This window comes from Kitasatospora sp. NPDC093806 (assembly GCF_040683335.1).
Lineage (GTDB): Bacteria > Actinomycetota > Actinomycetes > Streptomycetales > Streptomycetaceae > Kitasatospora.
The window spans coordinates 60,847-77,616 of the sequence record NZ_JBFBDO010000014.1 but is presented as its reverse complement, the minus strand read 5'-3'; the positions used below and the strand labels follow the sequence as shown (position 1 = coordinate 77,616).

The 16,770-nt window shown below is 74.6% G+C and carries 19 protein-coding genes; 14 read left to right on the top strand and 5 right to left on the bottom strand.

Annotation, left to right across the window (positions count from 1 at the left end):
• The first annotated feature begins 4 nt into the window (after positions 1-4).
• From AB0N76_RS10905 to AB0N76_RS10880, 6 genes are all read left to right on the top strand, one after another.
• Complete coding sequence (locus tag AB0N76_RS10905) at positions 5-1,600, top strand: hypothetical protein (RefSeq protein WP_363555464.1); 1,596 nt, start codon at positions 5-7, stop codon at positions 1,598-1,600.
• Positions 1,601-1,750: 150 nt separating this feature from the next.
• Positions 1,751-2,467: a DUF2993 domain-containing protein gene (locus tag AB0N76_RS10900; protein ID WP_363555462.1), complete on the top strand. Its 717-nt coding sequence runs from the start codon at positions 1,751-1,753 to the stop codon at positions 2,465-2,467.
• 224 nt (positions 2,468-2,691) lie between these two features.
• Positions 2,692-2,772 (top strand): Ms5788A family Cys-rich leader peptide, encoded by an 81-nt coding sequence (locus AB0N76_RS10895; RefSeq protein ID WP_350517234.1) that lies wholly within the window; start codon positions 2,692-2,694, stop codon positions 2,770-2,772.
• A 264-nt stretch (positions 2,773-3,036) separates the two neighbouring features.
• Entirely contained in the window at positions 3,037-3,870 is an 834-nt protein-coding gene (locus tag AB0N76_RS10890) for a sulfurtransferase (protein ID WP_363555460.1), read from the top strand.
• A 40-nt stretch (positions 3,871-3,910) separates the two neighbouring features.
• Positions 3,911-4,201 (top strand): DUF1416 domain-containing protein, encoded by a 291-nt coding sequence (locus AB0N76_RS10885; RefSeq protein WP_030397542.1) that lies wholly within the window; start codon positions 3,911-3,913, stop codon positions 4,199-4,201.
• A gap of 70 nt (positions 4,202-4,271) precedes the next feature.
• On the top strand, positions 4,272-4,541 hold the full coding sequence (locus AB0N76_RS10880; protein WP_363555458.1) for a DUF3099 domain-containing protein: 270 nt from the start codon (positions 4,272-4,274) through the stop codon (positions 4,539-4,541).
• Here the strand turns inward: AB0N76_RS10880 and AB0N76_RS10875 are convergent.
• Positions 4,535-4,897, bottom strand: coding sequence for a DsrE family protein (locus AB0N76_RS10875; RefSeq protein WP_363555456.1), 363 nt, complete (start codon positions 4,895-4,897; stop codon positions 4,535-4,537). The two genes, AB0N76_RS10880 and AB0N76_RS10875, sit on opposite strands and share 7 nt — an antisense overlap.
• A gap of 279 nt (positions 4,898-5,176) precedes the next feature.
• Between AB0N76_RS10875 and AB0N76_RS10870 the strand changes: the two genes are divergently transcribed.
• The 3 genes from AB0N76_RS10870 to AB0N76_RS10860 all read left to right on the top strand — a co-directional run bounded on the left by AB0N76_RS10870 (position 5,177) and on the right by AB0N76_RS10860 (position 7,307).
• Positions 5,177-5,761: an FABP family protein gene (locus AB0N76_RS10870; RefSeq protein WP_363555454.1), complete on the top strand. Its 585-nt coding sequence runs from the start codon at positions 5,177-5,179 to the stop codon at positions 5,759-5,761.
• A 99-nt stretch (positions 5,762-5,860) separates the two neighbouring features.
• On the top strand, positions 5,861-6,325 hold the full coding sequence (locus tag AB0N76_RS10865) for a transcriptional repressor (RefSeq protein WP_363555452.1): 465 nt from the start codon (positions 5,861-5,863) through the stop codon (positions 6,323-6,325).
• 19 nt (positions 6,326-6,344) lie between these two features.
• On the top strand, positions 6,345-7,307 hold the full coding sequence (locus tag AB0N76_RS10860) for a folate-binding protein (RefSeq protein WP_363555523.1): 963 nt from the start codon (positions 6,345-6,347) through the stop codon (positions 7,305-7,307).
• A 16-nt stretch (positions 7,308-7,323) separates the two neighbouring features.
• On the opposite strand, the gene dtd is transcribed toward AB0N76_RS10860, so the two are convergent.
• A complete protein-coding gene (dtd, locus tag AB0N76_RS10855; protein ID WP_363555450.1) occupies positions 7,324-7,764 on the bottom strand; it encodes a D-aminoacyl-tRNA deacylase in 441 nt (146 codons plus the stop codon).
• Positions 7,765-8,264: 500 nt separating this feature from the next.
• Between dtd and AB0N76_RS10850 the strand changes: the two genes are divergently transcribed.
• The 3 genes from AB0N76_RS10850 to AB0N76_RS10840 all read left to right on the top strand — a co-directional run bounded on the left by AB0N76_RS10850 (position 8,265) and on the right by AB0N76_RS10840 (position 10,227).
• On the top strand, positions 8,265-8,867 hold the full coding sequence (locus AB0N76_RS10850) for an ABC transporter substrate-binding protein (RefSeq protein WP_363555448.1): 603 nt from the start codon (positions 8,265-8,267) through the stop codon (positions 8,865-8,867).
• Between the two features lie 74 nt (positions 8,868-8,941).
• Positions 8,942-9,901 carry an asparaginase gene (locus AB0N76_RS10845; protein WP_363555446.1) on the top strand — a complete coding sequence of 320 codons (960 nt, stop codon included), beginning with the start codon at positions 8,942-8,944 and terminating at the stop codon, positions 9,899-9,901.
• 98 nt (positions 9,902-9,999) lie between these two features.
• On the top strand, positions 10,000-10,227 hold the full coding sequence (locus AB0N76_RS10840; RefSeq protein WP_363555444.1) for a dodecin: 228 nt from the start codon (positions 10,000-10,002) through the stop codon (positions 10,225-10,227).
• A 57-nt stretch (positions 10,228-10,284) separates the two neighbouring features.
• Here AB0N76_RS10840 and AB0N76_RS10835 read toward each other — a convergent pair whose 3' ends face one another.
• Genes AB0N76_RS10835 through AB0N76_RS10825 form a run of 3 tightly spaced genes read right to left on the bottom strand, consistent with a single transcriptional unit; the run spans position 10,285 to position 13,156 of the window.
• Complete coding sequence (locus tag AB0N76_RS10835) at positions 10,285-11,115, bottom strand: heme ABC transporter ATP-binding protein (protein ID WP_363555442.1); 831 nt, start codon at positions 11,113-11,115, stop codon at positions 10,285-10,287.
• Complete coding sequence (locus AB0N76_RS10830) at positions 11,112-12,206, bottom strand: iron ABC transporter permease (protein WP_363555440.1); 1,095 nt, start codon at positions 12,204-12,206, stop codon at positions 11,112-11,114. The genes AB0N76_RS10835 and AB0N76_RS10830 overlap by 4 nt, the downstream gene beginning before the upstream one ends.
• Positions 12,203-13,156, bottom strand: a complete 954-nt coding sequence (locus AB0N76_RS10825; protein WP_363555521.1) for an ABC transporter substrate-binding protein — start codon at positions 13,154-13,156, stop codon at positions 12,203-12,205. Before AB0N76_RS10825 ends, AB0N76_RS10830 begins: the two co-directional genes overlap by 4 nt.
• 274 nt (positions 13,157-13,430) lie before the next feature.
• On the opposite strand from AB0N76_RS10825, the gene AB0N76_RS10820 reads away from it, so the two are divergent.
• Together AB0N76_RS10820 and AB0N76_RS10815 are read left to right on the top strand one after the other, a co-directional pair.
• Complete coding sequence (locus AB0N76_RS10820) at positions 13,431-14,978, top strand: HtaA domain-containing protein (RefSeq protein ID WP_363555438.1); 1,548 nt, start codon at positions 13,431-13,433, stop codon at positions 14,976-14,978.
• Between the two features lie 42 nt (positions 14,979-15,020).
• The gene (locus AB0N76_RS10815; RefSeq protein WP_363555436.1) at positions 15,021-16,667 is read left to right on the top strand and encodes an HtaA domain-containing protein; all 1,647 of its coding nucleotides are present in this window, start codon (positions 15,021-15,023) and stop codon (positions 16,665-16,667) included.
• The last annotated feature ends 103 nt before the right edge of the window (positions 16,668-16,770 follow it).

Here is a 16,770-nt window from a genome sequence, read left to right as displayed (position 1 = left end):
CGGCGTGACCGAGACGAACGGGACTCCCGAGGGCCGGCCGCAGCCGCCCTACCAGCCGCATCCGCAGCAGCAGTATCCGTACGGGCAGGTGCCGCAGGCGCCGCAGGGGTACCAGGACCAGCAGGCGCCGCACGGGTACGCCCCGCAGCAGGCGTACGCGCCGGATCCCTATGCACAGCAGGGGCTCGCGGCGCAGCCGCACGCCCCCGGCGCCGGTCAGGCGCCGTACAGCGGGTACCCGGGGCAGCCGCCGACGGGGTACGGACAGCAGCCGTACGGGCAGCCGGCGTACGGCGCGGGGCCGGGCGTGGACGACGCCGCGACCGCGCTGCTTCCGCCGGTACCGCCGCTGGACGACGCGGCGGCGACCACTCTGCTTCCCCCGGTGCCGCCGATGGAGGACGCGGCGGCCACCGCGCTGCTCCCGCCGGTGGTGGTGTCGGGCGCGATGCCGACGGGCGCTCCGGGACAGCCGCAGGCCCGGGCACCCCGGCACGGACAGGCCCCGGGTTACCCGCAGGCGCAGGCGCAGGCCCCGGGCTACCCGCAGGCTCACCTCCAGGCGCCCGCCCAGCCGCAGGCGCCGGGCTACGCCCAGGCTCCGGCCCCCGGCCACGCGCAGGCCCCCGGCTACCCGCAGGCGCCGGTTCCGGCGCCGGGGCAGGGGCTGGACCAGCCCACCATGACGCTGAAGCGCCCGGTGGCCCCGGAGCCGGAGCCGCTGACGACCGACCCGGCCGCCGCCCGGGCCGCGCGCGCCGCTCGGGCCGCGCAGAACGCGCAGCAGCCGAGGAACCCGCAGGCGGCCCCCGCCGCACCGTTCCCCGGCCCGACCGCGGTGCCCGCGCAGCCGGCCCCGGCGTCCGCGGCCGCCCCGGCGGCCCCCGTCGTCCGGACCGGTTCGCCGATCATCGACCCGGGCCTCCAGCCGGCCCTGATCACCGCCGGCGCGGCCGCCCTGCTGGCCGGTGGCGCCGCGCTCGGGCAGTTCGCGCTGGCCCTGGTGGTCGCGCTGCTCCAGGGCCTGACGGCGGCCGGCTGGTTCCGGCTGAACGGCATGTGGCCGGCCCGGCAGGGCATCGCACTGGCCGCGCTGGCCGGTCTGGTGGCCGACGTGGCGGTGCTGCTGTCCGACACGGAGAACGGCACGGGGGCGGTGGTCGGCACCCTGGGCGGGTTCTTCCTGCTGGTCCTGGTGCTGCAGACGTTCCGGCCGGCCGATCCGAAGGAGCGGTTCTACGCGCTGACGGTGCTCGGTTCGGCGACCGTGGTGACGGTGCTCTGCACCGCGCTGCTGCTGGCGGACTGGGTGCCGGCGGCGGTCGGGGCGGTCGCGCTGGCGACCCTGCTCGCGGCGGCGCCGCTGCCCGGTCCGAAGTGGCTGGGCCCGCTGCTCGGTCTGCTGGCGGCGGTCGGCCTGGGCTTCGCGGTCGGCGCCCCGCCGTTCCTGGGCGTGGCGGCGGGCCTCGGCGCGCTGATCGGCCGCCGGGTGGCCGGGTACGACTTCCCGTCCCGGTTCGTGCACATGACGGCGGGCGTGGCGCTGCCGCTCGCGGTGGCCTCGCCGCTGGTCTGGATGGCCACCGCACTGCTGGGCTGACCCGCGCCGGGTGTCCCCGGCCCTCTCCACGACGTCCCGCCCCGGAACCATGCTCCGGGGCGGGACGTCGTACGGTCGTGCGGGAGCGGCCGCACCGGAGCGGCCGGGTCCGGTGGACGCGACGGCGACCGGCGACGACGGGGGAGAGCGATGCGCGGCTGGCTGAAGGCGACGATCGGCTTGGTGGTGCTCTCGGGCGTGCTGGTGGGCGCCGACCGGATCGCCGTGGGCGTGGCCGAGGACGAGGCGGCCGAGCAGCTGCTGAAGACCGGCCGGATGAGCCAGCGCCCGGACGTGTCGATCGAGGGTTTCCCCTTCCTCACCCAGGTCGTGTCGATGAAGCTGGACGAGGTCCGGATCTCGGCGGACGGGCTGACCGTCGGGGACGGCAGCCACCAGGTGGCGCTGCGCTCGTTCAAGGCCGAGCTGGCGGGTGTCGCGGTGAGCGACGGCATGACCAGCGCCACCGTGGACAGCGGGACGGGCAGCGGTCTGATCTCCTACGCGGACCTGTCCCAGTTGCTGCCGCCAGCCTCGGAGCTGGTGCCGAACGCGTCCCGGCTCTCGCTCGGCGGCGGCAGCCGGCTGACCCTCTCCTACGGCGGCCCGGGCAAGATCAAGGCCTCGCTGGGGCCGTTCCCGGTCGGTGAGGGCTCGGTGCGCAGCCAGGGCAACACCGTGACGGTGGAGGGGTTCCGGCTGACCTCGATGGCCGCCGTGCTGGCCGGGCTGAGCAATCCGACCCTCGACCCGATGAGCTTCACCCTCTCCTCGCTGCCCGCCGGGCTGAACCTGGCCGCGGTCACGCCGCTGGAGGAGGGCCTCCGGCTGAGCTTCGACGGCAAGGGCGTCAAGCTCATCGGCTGAGCCTCGCCCCCTCCTCCTGTTCCGCTCCGCGAGACGCGCTGTCCAGCGCCGGCCGCGGAGCGGTGTCGTTCCCGCCTCCTGGCGGCTCCCCGGGCGGCTGCCGTGCAGGCCACGGCTGGTTCCCGATGCCCATGGAAGGGTCAAATCCCAGTATGCGAGCCATATGGTCTCAGCATTCGATACGCTGATGACAGCGGGCATCGGGTGTCCCTAGCATCGTCCGCATGAAGCGACAGACGGACCTCACGAAGCGGCGGGCGGTAGACCTGTGCCGCGTGGCCGCCTGTCTGTGTCGAATGCGTTAACTCGGCGTCCTGGCAGGGCATTTGCCGCCCGCCGCCGATTTCTCCGGTGACCTGCGCCGGCCCTTCCGGCCGGGCCTCGTCGCCGTACCCCGCAGAGCAGCGCCCGGCCGTGCCGCACACCGCCTCCCGTCCCACGATTCGGACAGGGATTCGGACCGGCCGTCGACGGGCGACCCGCACCACCGCTGAGCCGCAGCCCCCGAAGCAGCAAAGCAGCAGCCGCAGACACCTTCCGCCAACCGCCCCCGGATGGAGAACATCACCATGAGCCGCAGCGACGTCCTGGTCGACGCCGACTGGGTCCAGGCCCGCCTGGACGACCCGAAGGTCGTCATCGTCGAGGTCGACGAGGACACCTCCGCCTACGACAAGAACCACATCCGCAACGCGGTCCGGATCGACTGGAAGAAGGACCTCCAGGACCCGGTCCGCCGCGACTTCATCGACCAGGCCGGCTTCGAGGCGCTGCTCAGCGCCAAGGGCATCGCCAACGACGACACCGTCGTCCTGTACGGCGGCAACAACAACTGGTTCGCCTCGTACGCCTACTGGTACTTCAAGCTGTACGGCCACGGTGACGTCCGACTGCTCGACGGCGGCCGCAAGAAGTGGGAGCTGGACTCCCGAGACCTGGTCTCCGAGGTGCCGCAGCGCACCGCGACCGAGTACACGGCGCAGGCCGCCGACTCCTCGATCCGCGCCTTCCGCGACGACGTGCTCGCCGCCATCGGCACCCTGAACCTGGTCGACGTCCGCTCGCCCGACGAGTTCTCCGGCAAGCTGCTCGCCCCGGCGCACCTCCCGCAGGAGCAGTCGCAGCGCCCCGGCCACGTGCCGAGCGCCCGCAACATCCCGTGGGCCAAGAACGCCAACGACGACGGCACCTTCAAGAGCGACGACGAGCTCAAGGCCCTGTACGAGGCCGAGGGCGTCGACCTGGCGACGGACACCATCGCCTACTGCCGCATCGGCGAGCGCTCCGCGCTCACCTGGTTCGTGCTGCACGAGCTGCTCGGCCAGGAGAACGTGAAGAACTACGACGGCTCCTGGACCGAGTACGGCAGCCTCGTCGGCGTGCCGATCGAGCTCGGCAACTGAGCCACCGGCTCCACCCGTAAGGCAGAAGGGAAACAAGACAATGTGCGGTGCGAAGGCCGGCGGCCCGGACCTGGCAGGAGTTGACGTGGCGAACGAGACGATCATCCAGGGTTCGGTGACCCGCGACGGTGAGCCGGTCAACGGCTACGTCCGACTGCTCGACGAGGGCGGCGAGTTCACGGCCGAGGTGCCCACCTCGGCGACCGGCCAGTTCCGGTTCTTCGCCCGCCCGGGCAAGTGGACCCTGCGGGCGCTCATCCCGGGCCAGACCGTGGACCGCCAGGTGGTCGCCTCCCAGGGCAACCTGACCGAGGTCGCGATCGCGGTCTGATCGGCGGATCGGCGGAATGTATGACCGAGGGCCCCTGCCACGCAGGGGCCCTCGGTCATACCGTGGAAGGGTGCAGTCCCGTCGGCGCCGCCGCTACTACTTCGCCATGATGGGCGTCTGCCTGGGCCTCTTCGTCCTGGCCTGGGGAGTGGTGCGGTTCTTCTCCGTCCCGGCGGCGATCGGCATGTGCGTGGTCGCGATGGTCATCCCGCCCGCCGCCGCGGTGTTCGCCAACAAGCGCGACCCCGAGGACGACTGGTGGAACGACCCGCGCTGGGAGGACCCGAAGTGGGACGAGCCCGGCCACGACCGGGACCGCCCCGATCACCGGGATCAGTAGACGAGCGCCTGCACGCCGTCGGCCATGATCTCGCTGACGAAGACCTGGGCGCCCGCGATCCGGACACCCTCGACGGTGTCCTTCGGCTCGATCCCGCGCCGCACCGCGCACTGGGTGCACAGCGTGACCGTGCCGGCGGCCAGGATCGACTCCAGCAGGTCCGGCAGCGGCGCCGCGTGCGGCAGCTCGAACTCCGCCGCGCGCCCCGGCAGCGCGAACCAGGACGACTCCCCGGTCAGCCAGAGCGAGATCTCGACCCCGCTGGCGGCGGCCACCGCCGCCACCGTGAACGCCTGCGAGCACCGCTCCGGCGCGTCCGCCCCGGCGGTCACCTTGATGACAAGCTTCTTCGACATACCGCCACCCTAGCCACGGGATCGCCGACGTGGTGGGGCTCACCGCGACCCGTCGGCACCCTCCCGATAGAGTGAGCGCCAGCAAAATCCACCACACTGTCGCCGCCTGGGAGCCACCCGTGTCCGGTCTGGAAATCTTCTTCGACGGTCTGCTGGCCCTGATGGCCGTGCTGATCACCTGGTTCGCCATCTTCTCGGTGATGAAGCTGTACCAGGGCCAGCGCTGAGCGGCTGCCGTACGGTTGGAGTAGCCCCGCACCGACGACAGCGACCAGGAACATGATCGAGATCCCCTCAGACCTCCACCGGGACGTGGTCCCGCTCGCCTTCCTCCTCGGCACTTGGGAGGGCGCGGGCGTCTATGACTTCCCCGGCACCGAGAAGTGCAACTTCGGCCAGGAGATCGTCATCCGCCACGACGGACGGCCCTTCCTGGAGTTCCGCTCCCGCACCTGGGTGCTGGACAACGAGGGCGAGAAGGTCCGCCCGCTGGAGAACGAGCACGCGTTCTGGCGCATCACCAGCAACCACCAGGGCACCAGCGGCGTCCGCGGCATCGAGATCTCCTCGGTCCGCGACGACGGCACGGTGGAGATCTGGTACGGCGAGCTGGCCGACGGCAAGCCGCAGATCGACGTCTCCACCGACGCGGTGGCCCGGATCGAGGGCTCCCCGGAGTACTCGGGCGGCAAGCGCCTGTACGGCTTCGTCAACGAGGAGCTGCTCTGGGTGGGCGAGAAGGCGGCCCCGAACGTGTCGCTGCGGCCGTACATGTCCGCGCAGCTGAAGAAGGTGCTCAGCCCGGCGCAGCTGATCAAGGACATCAACGACCTGCCGGACGACGGCATCGCGTTCTTCAAGTAGGCGTGACAGCCCACCGCGGCGCATTCGTGTAGGGACCGGCCCCGGGCCGGTCCCTACACTTGTTTCCAGGACCCCCGACGTTTGGCAGGGACAGGACCCGTGGCGGACACCGGCACCACCGACTGGCAGCTCTCCGGCGACTGGAAGGCCGACCTGCGCGAGCGCGGCTACCGGCTCACCCCGCAGCGACAGCTCGTCCTGGAGGCGGTCGGCGCGCTCGACCACGCCACCCCGGACGACATCCTCTGCCACGTCCGGCAGACCGCCAGCGGCGTCAACATCTCCACCGTCTACCGGACCCTGGAGCTGCTGGAGGAGCTCGGCCTGGTCTCGCACGCCCACCTCGGCCACGGCGCCCCGACCTACCACCTGGCCGGCCGGCACCACCACCTGCACCTGGTCTGCCGGGACTGCGACCAGGTCACCGAGACCGGCACCGAGATCGCCCAGCCGCTGATCGACAGCCTGCGCGCGCGGCACGGCTTCGACACCGACCTCAAGCATTTCGCCATCTTCGGCCGCTGCGCCGACTGCACCGCCAAGCGCGCCGGGGAGCAGCCGTAAGCTTGCCGGTATGACCGGTCTGAAGAGTCCGCTGCTTGCGCTGCCCGGAGCCGTCCCCGCCGAGGGGACCGACGAGGGCGTGGCCGCCCACTACGGTGACCTGTTCCGCGAGCAACGCAACCTGGCCCGGGGCACCGGGTTCGTGGACCTCTCGCACCGCGGCGTGCTCACCGTCACCGGCGAGGACCGGCTGAGCTGGCTGCACCTGCTGCTGACCCAGCACGTCAGCGCGCTGCCGGCGCAGCAGGCCACCGAGGCGCTGGTGCTCTCCCCGAACGGGCACGTCGAGCACGCCCTCTACCTGGTCGACGACGGCACCACCACCTGGGCGCACGTCGAGCCGGGCACCCAGCAGGCGCTGATCGGCTACCTGGAGAGCATGAAGTTCTTCTACCGGGTCGAGGTGGCGGACGCGACCGCCGACTACGCGGTGGTCCACCTGCCGGCCGGCTCCACCGCCCCCACCGACGGCGCGGCGGCCGTCCGCGAGCTGCCGTACGGGCGGGACCTGTTCCTGCCGCGCGCCGAGCTGGCGACGCTGACGAAGGGGTACGGCCCGGCGGCCGGCGTCTGGGCGTACGAGGCGCTGCGGATCGAGGGCCACCGGCCTCGGCTCGGCTTCGAGACCGACCACCGGACCATCCCGCACGAGGTGGACTGGCTGGCCACCGCGGTCCACCTGCAGAAGGGCTGCTACCGGGGGCAGGAGACGGTCGCCCGGGTGCACAACCTGGGCCGTCCGCCGCGCCGGCTGGTCTTCCTGCACCTGGACGGCACCGAGGAGGTGCTGCCCCCGCACGGGACGGAGGTGCGGCTCGCCTCGGACCCGCAGGGGCGGGCGCTCGGCGTCGTCACCTCCTCGGCGCGCCACCACGAGCTGGGGCCGATCGCGCTGGCCGTGGTGAAGCGGAACGTGCCGGTGGACGCGGTGCTGCTGGCCGGCACGGTGCCGGGGACGCAGGACGTGATCGTCCCGCAGTAGCCGCCCGGCCGCCCGGCTAGATCTCGACGAGGACGGTGAACGGGCCGTCGTTCACCAGGGCGACCTTCATGTCCGCGCCGAACCGGCCGGTCTCGACCTTGGCGCCGAGCGCGCGCAGCTGGGCGACCACCTCGTCCACCAGCGGCTCGGCGACCGGGCCGGGCGCGGCCGCGTTCCAGGTGGGGCGGCGGCCCTTGCGGGCGTCGCCGTAGAGCGTGAACTGGCTGATGACCAGCAGCGGGGCGCCGATGTCCGAGCAGGACTGCTCGACGCCCTCGTCGTTCGCCGGCAGCAGCCGCAGGGTCCAGAGCTTGCGGGCCAGCTGGGCGGCCTTGGCGGGGGTGTCGTCGTGGGTGACGCCGACCAGGACGCACAGGCCCGGCTCCTCGATCGCGCCCACGGTCTCGCCGGCCACCGTCACCCGGGCCTCGGTCACTCGCTGCACCACTGCTCGCATGCGGCCATTCTGCCGGAGCCGGTGGGGGCTTCCGGGAGGGGGCGCCCGCAGGCCTCCTGGGGGCGCTCTGAGGCCTGGCGCGCGCCGGGTAGCGTACGCCTGCGCGCTCCTTGGCGCCGCTCTCCCAGCGGAAAGCTTCGGTCGTATCAGCCACCCCTCTTCGCCAGGGGGCCGTTCGGGTGCACGGGCGGTGCGGCGGCGTGGGGCGGAGTGGCACGCTGGTGGACCGTACGAGGGGTCCGGGGCGCAAGGTCCGCCGCGCCGGGCCCGGTTCGGCCGGGCGGTCGAGCCGGTAGGTCAGGCGTTCCGGCCGGGTCGCCCCCACGGGTGGCCCCGGCCGGGGGCGGGAACCTCCGCCGGGCGTCCGGGCGTGTTCCGGGACGCCCGGGAACGTCACGGGTGCGCGCCACCGGGCGTGCGCGACGGGAACGGGCCGGACCGGCGGCAGACGACGGGGTGCCGCGAGCGGGCGGGATCGGACGACGGCAGGTGGTTGGGTGATGGACGCGATCAGCGCGGCGCAGGACCGGTACGGGCGGGTGTCCGAGGACCCCGGGTCCGGCCCCGGGCCGGACCTGGGCCGACTGGGCCTGGACCAGCTGCGGACCCTGCGCCGGGAGACCCTGGAACAGGAGGCCGACCTCTCCTACCTGCGGCGGCTGCTGCACGGGCGGATGGACATCCTGCTCGCCGAGCTGGACCGCCGCCCCGGCGGCGCGGCCCGCCCGGCGGAGGCGGACGGCGAGGCGGACCCGGGGGAGCCGGCCGGCGCCCTGCTGGCGCGGCTGGCGGCGATCCTGACGGACGCGCCGTCCACCGTCCGCCGCTCGGCCCGGCACGTCACGCTGGGGCCGCCGCGCGGCGAGCAGTCCCAGTTGGAGGCGGACGCGCTGATGGGCGACGTCCAGCTGGCGGACCTGCCCGCGCACCCCGCCGAGGACCTGCTGGCGGCGCTGGAACGGCTGCGCGCGCACGAGCGCGAGGTGTCCGGGCGGCGGCAGCGGCTGCTGCGGACGGCGGACGGCTGCAACGCGGAGATCACCCGCAGGTACCGTGATGGGGAAGCGCGGGTCGACGACCTGCTCGCGGGCGGCCCGCTCTGACGGGTGCGGCGCCGGGGGCGGGGTCGGGCCCGGCTCGCCCCCGGCCCACCCTCACCCTCCGGAAGGCTTCCGCCATGTCCCACTCCGCCGCCCTGCCCGTGCTCGCCGAGGTCGTCCGCTCGGGTTTCACCGAGGGCCGGCACCACGGCTCGCTGGTGCTGCTGGCCGCCGACGGCTCGGTCGAGTTCGCGCTGGGCACGCCGGACGCGCCGGTCTTCCCGCGCTCCTGCGCCAAGCCGTTCCAGGCGGTGGCCACGCTGCGGGCCGGGCTGGCGATCGAGGGCGAGCTGCTGGCGCTGGCGGCCTCCAGCCACTCTGCGGAATCGTTTCACCTTGACGGCGTGCGGCGGATACTCGCCGAGGCCGGCCTGGACGAGACCGCCCTGCGGACCCCGGCCGACCTCCCGCTCGACGACACCGAGGCCGAGCTGCTCCTGAAGTCCGGCGGCGACCGCGCCCCGATCCTGATGGACTGCTCCGGCAAGCACGCCGGCTGGCTGGCCGCCTGCGTGGCCAACGACTGGCCCGTCGACAGCTACCTCGACCCCGCCCACCCGATCCAGCTGCTGGCCCGCGAGGCCCTGGAGGAGGCCGTCGGCGAGCCCGCCGCGCACCTCGGCGTCGACGGCTGCGGCGCGCCGCTGCTGGCGGTCGGCCTGACCGGCCTGGCCCGCGGCTACCGGGCCCTGCTGCTGGCCGAGCCCGGCACCCCGCAGCGCCGGGTGGCCGACGCGATGCGCGCGCACCCCGAGTACGTGGCCGGCACCCGCCGCGCCGACACCTGGCTGATGCGGGCGGTCCCGGGCGCGCTCTCCAAGATGGGCGCCGAGGCGGTCCAGGTGGTGGCGCTGCCGGACGGGCGGGCGCTCGCCTTCAAGATCGACGACGGCGCGGAGCGGGCCCGCGGGCCGGTCCTGGCGGCCGCCCTGCGCCGGCTCGGCGTCACCACCGAGGACGGCACCCTCGACCGGATCGCCGCCGCCCCGCTGTTCGGCGGCGGCGTCCCGGTGGGAGAGATCCGGGCGGCCTTTTAGGGACACCCGCGGGCCCTGTCCGGCGGTCGCCGGAGTGCGGGCGGGCGGGCTCCGGTGCACGGTGGACGGGGGCCGTCGCACAGCTGAGGGAGTCCGTCATGAGCGAGCACGTGTACCGGGTGACCGAGATCGTCGGGTCCTCGACCGAGAGCATCGACGCCGCGATCCGCAACGGCGTCGAGCGGGCCTCCCGGACGCTGCGCAACCTCGACTGGTTCGAGGTGACGCAGATCCGGGGCCACCTCGCGGACGGCGGGATCAAGCACATCCAGGTCGGCCTGAAGATCGGCTTCCGGCTGGACGACGAGGCCGACGGCGAGGGCTGACGGCGCGGGCTGACGGCGCGGGCCGGCCGTCACCCGCGTCCCGTCACCCGCGCCCCGTCACCCGCGCTCGGGCAGGACCAGCGGGACCCCGGTGCGCGGGTGCGGCAGCACCTCGACCGGGTGCCCGTACACCTCGCTGAGCAGCGGCGCGCGCAGCACCTCGGCCACCGGCCCGGCGGCGACCGTCGCGCCGCCGGTCAGCAGGACGACGCGGTCCGCGTAGGCCGCCGCCAGCGTGAGGTCGTGCAGCACCACGACCACGCCGTCCCCGGCGGCGGCCCGGGCCCGGGCGAGGCGCAGTACCAGCTCCTGGTGGCGCAGGTCGAGCGCGGCGGTCGGTTCGTCGAGCAGCAGCAGCGGCGTCCGCTGGGCGAGCACCCGGGCCAGCGCGACCCGGGCCCGTTCGCCGCCGGAGAGCGCGGTGAACGGCCGTCCGGTGAAGGCGGTGGACTCGGTGGCGGCCATCGCCTCGGCCACCACCGCGTCGTCCTCGGCGGCGGCCGCCGTGCCGGCCCAGGGGGCGCGGCCCATCCGGACCACCTCGTCCGCCGGGAACGGGAAGGAGAGGGCGGCGGCCTGCGGCAGCAGCGCGCGCCGCCGGGCGAGTTCGGCGGGCCGGTAGCCGGCCAGTGGGCGGCCCGCCAGCCGGACCTCGCCGGCGGTCGGCGGGAGGTCGCCGGCCAGCACGGAGAGCAGGGTGGACTTGCCGGCGCCGTTCGGTCCGAGCAGCGCGACCACCTCGCCGGCGGTGACCCGGACGTCGGCGCCGGTGAGCGGTTCGCGTCCGCCGACGGTGAGCCGGACGGCCTCGGCGGTGAGCAGTTCGGTGCCGGGGGCGGGGCGTTCGGGGGCGTCGGATCGGTTGCGCGGCCTCATGCCGAGTCTCATGCCCAGCCTCCCTGCTTGGTCCGGGTGCGGCGCAGCAGCCAGAAGAAGAACGGGCTGCCGATCAGCCCGGTGAGCACGCCGAGCGGGAGTTCGGCCGGTTCGGCGAGGGTGCGGGCGGCGAGGTCGGCGGCGACCAGGACGAACGCGCCGCCGAGCGCGGAGGCGGGCAGCAGGAAGCGGTGGCCGGGTCCGGCGGCCATCCGCAGCAGGTGCGGGACGATCAGGCCGACGAAGCCGATGATGCCGCTGACCGCGACGGCGGCGGCGGTGAGCAGGGCGACCACGGTGATCAGGGTCAGCCGCATCCGTTCGACGTCCACGCCGAGGTGGCGGGCGGAGCGTTCGCCGAGCGCCAGCAGGTCCAGCCGCCGGGCGTGGCGCGGGGCGAGGGCCAGGCCGACGAGGGCGAACGGGAGAACGGCGAGCACCTTGCCCCAGGTGGCCTGGGAGAGCGAGCCGAGCTGCCAGAAGGTGACCTGGCTGATCGCGGCGGTGTCGGCGGTGAACAGGAAGAGGCCGATCAGCGCGCCGCAGAAGGCGTTCACGGCGACCCCGGTGAGGAGCAGCGTGACCACCTCGCTGCGGCCGCCGGAGCGGGACATCGCGTAGACCGCGAAGACGGTCAGCAGGCCGGTGGCGAAGGCGAAGACGGTGACCGTCCAGGTGCCGAAGACGTCCAGGCCGAGCACGATGCAGCCGACCGCGCCGACCGCACCGCCGGAGGAGACGCCGATCACGGCCGGTTCGGCGAGCGGGTTGCCGAAGACGCCCTGCATCAGGGCGCCGGCGCAGCCGAGCGAGGCGCCGACCAGCAGGGCCAGCACCACCCGGGGGAGCCGGACGTTCCAGAGCACCGATTCGGGGACGCGGTCGAGCGGGTGGCCGCCGAGGCCGAGCCGGTGGGCGGCGGAGGCGAGGATGTCGCCGAGCGGGATGCGGTAGGCGCCGATGCCGGCCGCGAGCAGGGCGCAGAGCAGCAGGGCGGCGGCCAGGCCGAGGGTGATCAGGGTGGTCCGGGCGCGGGGGCGGCGCCGGGTGCGGGCGGCGCTCGTCTCGCGGGTCTGCCCGGTCTCCCGTGCGGCGGTGGTCACTTGGCGGTCTCCGGGTAGAGCTGGCGGGCGAGCTCGCGGATCACCTGCGGGGTGCGCGGGCCGTAGCCGAGCAGCTGGCCGTCCGGGATGGAGACGATCCGGCGGTCGAGGCCGGCCGGGGTCTGGGCGACGCCGGGCAGCTTGAGCAGGCCGTCGACGCCGCCGACCGAGTCGAGTCCCTTGTCCATCACCAGGATCGCGTCCGGGGCGGCCTTGACCAGGGCCTCGCTGGTGAGCGGGGTGAAGTCGCCGGTGAGTCCGGCGGCGGTGCCGGCGTCGACGCCGCCGACCGCCTCGATCAGCGAGCCGGCGCCGGAGGCCGGGCCGCCGAGCAGGAAGACCGAGGCGCTGCCGCGCAGGTAGAGGAAGGCGACCTTGGGGTGGCGGTCGACGGCGGGCAGGGCGGCCCGGACCTCGGTCGTCCGCTGTTCGGTGCGTTCCTTCAACTGCCGCCCGGCGTCCGGGACTCCGAGGGCGGCGGCGACGGCGTCGATGCGCGGTCCGACGTCGGCGAGCCGCTTGGCGTCGTCCAGGACGAGCAGCGGGACGCCGGCCGCGCGGATCTGCTCGACGGCCTCGGCGGGGCCGGTGGAGCGGTCGGCGAGGACGACGGTGGGGTGCAGCGAGAGCACGCCCTCGGCGGAGACCTCGTGGGCCTGGGTGATCACGGGCAGGGCGGCGGCCTGCTCGAAGGTGGTGGAGACGTCCCGGGCGACGACCTTGGGGCCGAGGCCGAGGCTGAAGACGATCTCGGCCAGGCTGCCGTTGAGCGGGATGATCCGCTCGGCGCTGGTGACGGTGGTCGGCCGGCCGTCGGCGGAGGCGGTGGTGGCCGGGAGCCGCGGGGCGGGCTCGCCGGGCAGCGGTTCGACGGTGTCCGGGGCGCGGGTGGCGGCGGCCTGCCGCGCGGCCGCGCCGGCGGTGCCGGTGGCCGCGCCGCAGGCGGTCAGCGCGGTCAGGGAGAGCAGCAGGCCGAGGGCGAGCAGCAGGAGGGCGGGCCCGCGGGTCCGCCGGGTTCGGGTGGTGCTGCGGCTCAACGTCGGCCCCTTCGCTGGCAGTTGTCGCCGCCTCCGGTGCCCGGTGCGGGCGGTTCCCGGCGGGGCTCTTGACTCATATATTAGGTTAGCCTTACCTCAGTTCCGCAAGGGGTCGGTGGTGTACCGACCCTTCGTCCCTGCTGCGCTTCCCGCTGCTTCCCCCCGCCGTGCCGAGGAGTGATCCGCGTTGCCTCTGTCCAGTCGGCTCCGTCGCCTGGCCGCCACCCTGGTGGCCGCCCTCGCGGCCCTGTTGACGGTCGCCGTGCTGCCCGGGCAGGCGGTGGCCGCGGAGGGCAGGGTCTCCGGCGGGCGGCTCGACTGGGGGATCAAGCAGTCCTTCCTGACGTACCTCACCGGGCCGATCGCCAAGGGGAGTTGGGCGCTCACCGGCGGCGCGGCCACGGTCGCCGGCAGCGGGTTCCGGTTCCACTCCGCCACCGGGAGCTACGACCCGGCGAGCGGCGCGCTGACCGCCGCGTTCTCCGGCGGGGTCCGGTTCACCGGGCACCAGGAGAACGGCGTCAACGCGCTCGACCTGAGCATCGGCCGGCTCACCTTCCGCGCCGCCGGGGGTGGCGCGGCGGCCGGGCTGTACGCGGACGTCAGCAGCAAGTCCCGGGAGACCGGGCAAGTCAGCAGTGCGAGCCAGGCCAAGCTCGCCGAGCTCTCGCTGGCCGGCGTCGACCTGCGCGGGGCGGCGGGGACGCTGACGCTCAGTGGTGTGCCGGCCACGCTGACCGAGGCCGGGGCCAAGGCCTTCGGCGGCTTCTACCCGGCCGGGACGGCGCTGGACCCGGTCAACCTGTCGGTCAACCTCCCGGCGGCCGCGGCGACGGCGGCGCCGACTGCGGCGGCCCCGCCGTCCGCCACTCCGAGCGCGACTCCGAGTGCGACTCCGAGCGCCGCGCCGTCCGACGCCCCGAGCGCGACTCCGACCGGCGCCCCGGCCACCGCTCCGCCCGCCGGCCCGTCCACCGCGCCGTCCGCCGCGCCGACCTCGTTCGGCAACGGCGCGCTCGACTGGGGCGTCCGCCGCACCTTCCGCGACTACGTCACCGGCGCGATCGCCCAGGGCCGCTGGGAGGTCGCCGGCGGCGCGGCGGACGGCGGCGCGTTCTTCCGCTGGACCCCCGCCAAGGGCGAGCACGACCCGGCCACCGGGGCGCTCACCGCCGCCTTCACCGGCAGCGTCCGCTTCACCGGCCTGAAGAACGGCGACGGCTACGGCCTGGACCTCACCCTGGCCGACCCCGGCGTCACCGTCGCCGACGGCAAGGGGACGCTGCGCGCCGACGTCTCCGGCCGCACGCCGGACGGCACCACCCGCCGGCTCACCGGCGTCGAGCTGGCCACCTTCGACCCGGCCGGACTGAAGACCGAGGGCGGTCTGCTCAAGGCCGTCGAACTCCCGCTCCGGCTCGCCGAGTCGGGCGTCCAGGCCTTCGGCGGCCTCTACCCGGCGGGCACCGAGCTGGACCCGCTGAGCTTCGCCGTCGCCCTCGACCCGGCCGCCGCGCTCCCGCCGCTGCCGGACATCGGCAGCGCCCCGGCGAGCGCGCCCCCCACCGCCACCCCGAGCCCGTCCGCCACCCCGGTGGCGGCGGCCGCGGAGGGCTCGGACGGCGTCCCGACGGCGGCCGTGGTGGCCGGTGGCGTGCTCGCGGCCGTCCTGGCCGTGGCCGCCGTCCTGTTCACCTTCCGCCGCCGCCGCGGCACCCCCACCGACGCGGCCTGACCGCCGCCCCACCTTCACCCGTCCACCGAACGGAGTACCCCCATGTCCCGCAACCGCATCCGGCTGGCCGCCCTGGCCGCCGTCACCGCCGGCCTCGGCCTGACCGCCGTCGGCGCCCCGGCACTCGCCTTCGGCGCCGGCGCGCCGGGCAGCGTCACGTACGACACCGGCGCGCTGGACTGGGGGGTGAAGGCGAGCTTCCGCAACTACGTCACCGGGCCGGTCGGCCAGGGCGCGGTGGAGCTGACCGGCGGCGCGACCACCAACGCCGACGGGACCTTCCACTTCGGTCTGGCGAGCGCCAGTTACGACCTGGGCACCCACGCGCTCAGCTCCTCCTTCACCGGCGGGGTGCGGTTCACCGCGCACCACGGCGCGCTGGACATCGCGCTCAGCGACCTGAAGATCACCACGGCGGGGACGACCGGGACGCTGACCGCCGACACCGCGTCCAAGGAGTCGATGGGCGCCACCGAGATCACCCGGCGGGACGACGTGCCGCTGGTGACGTTCACCGTCGGCCGCGACACCACCACCGGCGTCCCGACGGCGGCGAAGCTCACCGAGCAGGGGGCCAAGGCGTTCGCGGGCTTCTACCAGGCCGGGACGGACATGGACCCGCTGGCGCTGCTGCTCAAGCAGAGCCCGGTCACCCCGACCCCCACGGCGACGGCGACGCCCACCGTCACCCCGACCGCCACCCCGACCGTGACGCCCACGTCCTCACCCACCGCCACCACCTCGCCCACCCCGTCCGCCACGCCGTCCGTGACTCCCTCCACCACCGCCACGGCCACCGCTTCCCCCACCACGACCGCCTCACCGTCGGCGACCACCACCCCCGCCAAGAGCCCCACCCCGTCCGCCCCGGCCACCAGCACCCCGCCGGCCGGCGGTGAACTCGCCGTCGTCAACGGCACCCTGGACTGGCAGGTCAAGGAGAGCTTCCGCAAGTACCTGCAGAGCCCGGTGGCCAACGGCAAGGTGGAGTTCGGCGGCGGCGCGGCCGACTACCGCTTCGGCGGCGCGAAGGGCAGCTACAACACCAAGAGCCACACCCTGTCGGCGGGCTTCGCCGGCTCGGTCCGCTTCCTCGGCCACCCGGTCGCGGGCGGCGGCTACCAGCTGGACACCACCGTCTCCAAGCTGGGCCTGAGCATCGACAAGGACGGCGCGTACCTGACCGCCGACGTCAATGCCAAGTCCATGGACGGGAAGATGACCTCCCTGTCCGCTGCCCGGATCGCCAAGCTGGACCTCTCCAAGGCGAACCTCGCCCCGGTGAACGGCGTGGTGACGCTCAACGCCGTCCCGGCCACGCTGACCGCCGAGGGCGTGCCCGCCTTCGCCAACTACAAGGCGGGCGAGGCCCTCGACCCGGTCACCGTCTCGCTGGCCTTCGACAAGGCCGCCCAGCTCCCGCCCGCCACCACCCCGCCGCCCGCCGCCCCCGGCGCCGTCGGCACCACCGGAGGCACCGGTACGGGCACCGGCACCGGAACGCTCACCGGCGCCTCCCTGACCACCACCGGCACCGGGACCGGCACCACGATCGGCGGCTCCGGCACCCTGGCCGCCACCGGCTCCGACACCCCGGTCGTACCGATCCTGGCCACCGCCGGCGGCCTGCTCCTCCTCGGCGGCGGCGCCACCGCCCTCGCCCGCCACCGTGCGTCCCTCGGCGCCTGATACCCGTGGATGAATGCCTGTGGCCCTCGCCCGATCCGAGCGAGGGCCACGGTGCTCGGCGCAGGAAGTCGGCCGGTCCGACGTCCTGCTCCGTCGCGTTGTG

What these genes read in the sequence shown, in the direction of transcription:
- AB0N76_RS10895 (WP_350517234.1), top strand. Translation starts at nt 2,692, where the DNA reads ATGAAGCGACAGACGGACCTCACGAAGCGGCGGGCGGTAGACCTGTGC.
- AB0N76_RS10850 (WP_363555448.1), top strand. Translation starts at nt 8,265, where the DNA reads ATGGACGCGATCAGCGCGGCGCAGGACCGGTACGGGCGGGTGTCCGAG.
- AB0N76_RS10845 (WP_363555446.1), top strand. Translation starts at nt 8,942, where the DNA reads ATGTCCCACTCCGCCGCCCTGCCCGTGCTCGCCGAGGTCGTCCGCTCG.
- AB0N76_RS10870 (WP_363555454.1), top strand. Translation starts at nt 5,177, where the DNA reads ATGATCGAGATCCCCTCAGACCTCCACCGGGACGTGGTCCCGCTCGCC.
- AB0N76_RS10875 (WP_363555456.1), bottom strand. Translation starts at nt 4,897, where the DNA reads ATGTCGAAGAAGCTTGTCATCAAGGTGACCGCCGGGGCGGACGCGCCG.
- AB0N76_RS10885 (WP_030397542.1), top strand. Translation starts at nt 3,911, where the DNA reads ATGTGCGGTGCGAAGGCCGGCGGCCCGGACCTGGCAGGAGTTGACGTG.
- AB0N76_RS10835 (WP_363555442.1), bottom strand. Translation starts at nt 11,115, where the DNA reads ATGAGACTCGGCATGAGGCCGCGCAACCGATCCGACGCCCCCGAACGC.
- AB0N76_RS10815 (WP_363555436.1), top strand. Translation starts at nt 15,021, where the DNA reads ATGTCCCGCAACCGCATCCGGCTGGCCGCCCTGGCCGCCGTCACCGCC.
- AB0N76_RS10890 (WP_363555460.1), top strand. Translation starts at nt 3,037, where the DNA reads ATGAGCCGCAGCGACGTCCTGGTCGACGCCGACTGGGTCCAGGCCCGC.
- dtd (WP_363555450.1), bottom strand. Translation starts at nt 7,764, where the DNA reads ATGCGAGCAGTGGTGCAGCGAGTGACCGAGGCCCGGGTGACGGTGGCC.
- AB0N76_RS10900 (WP_363555462.1), top strand. Translation starts at nt 1,751, where the DNA reads ATGCGCGGCTGGCTGAAGGCGACGATCGGCTTGGTGGTGCTCTCGGGC.
- AB0N76_RS10840 (WP_363555444.1), top strand. Translation starts at nt 10,000, where the DNA reads ATGAGCGAGCACGTGTACCGGGTGACCGAGATCGTCGGGTCCTCGACC.